Source organism: Promicromonospora sp. NPDC059942 (genome assembly GCF_042731755.1).
Classification (GTDB): Bacteria; Actinomycetota; Actinomycetes; order Actinomycetales; family Cellulomonadaceae; genus Promicromonospora.
Genome location: NZ_JBHWLR010000053.1, coordinates 1 through 692, shown reverse-complemented (window position 1 = coordinate 692; position 692 = coordinate 1). Strand labels below are relative to the sequence as shown.

At 51.2% G+C, this 692-nt stretch carries 1 rRNA gene (running past one end of the window); it reads right to left on the bottom strand.

What is annotated here, in order from left to right:
- Positions 1 to 550: ribosomal RNA gene (locus ACFV9Q_RS29240) — 23S ribosomal RNA — on the bottom strand; its annotated part reaches 1,477 nt to the left of the window's first position; the annotation flags it as partial.
- Positions 551 to 692: the final 142 nt, after the last annotated feature.

Genomic DNA, 692 nt, shown 5'->3' with positions numbered 1-692 from the left:
CTTTCACTCCCCTTCCGGGGTGCTTTTCACCTTTCCCTCACGGTACTGGTTCACTATCGGTCACTAGGGAGTATTTAGCCTTGGGAGATGGTCCTCCCGGATTCCGACGGAATTTCACGTGTTCCGCCGTACTCAGGATCCACTCAGGAGAGAACGAAGTTTTGACTACAGGGCTGTTACCTCCTATGGCGGGCCTTTCCAGACCTCTTCATCTACCTCGTTCCTTTGTAACTCCGTACAGAGTGTCCTACAACCCCAAGAGGCAAGCCTCTTGGTTTGGGCTGGTCCCGTTTCGCTCGCCGCTACTCAGGGAATCGCATTTGCTTTCTCTTCCTCCGGGTACTTAGATGTTTCAGTTCCCCGGGTCTGCCTTCTCATATCCTATGTATTCAGATATGGATACCACTCCATTACGAGTGGTGGGTTTCCCCATTCGGAAATCTCCGGATCAAAGCTTGCTTACAGCTCCCCGAAGCATATCGGTGTTCGTCCCGTCCTTCATCGGCTCCTAGTGCCAAGGCATCCACCGTGCGCCCTTTCTAACTTAACCGTTAAAAAGAATCACTACGTGATATCTTGCATTACTAATTGAATGTGAATTACTTCTGTTATCTAGTTTTCAAAGGACACGTTGGTGGAGCCTAGCGGGATCGAACCGCTGACCTCCTGCGTGCAAAGCAGGCGCTCTCCCA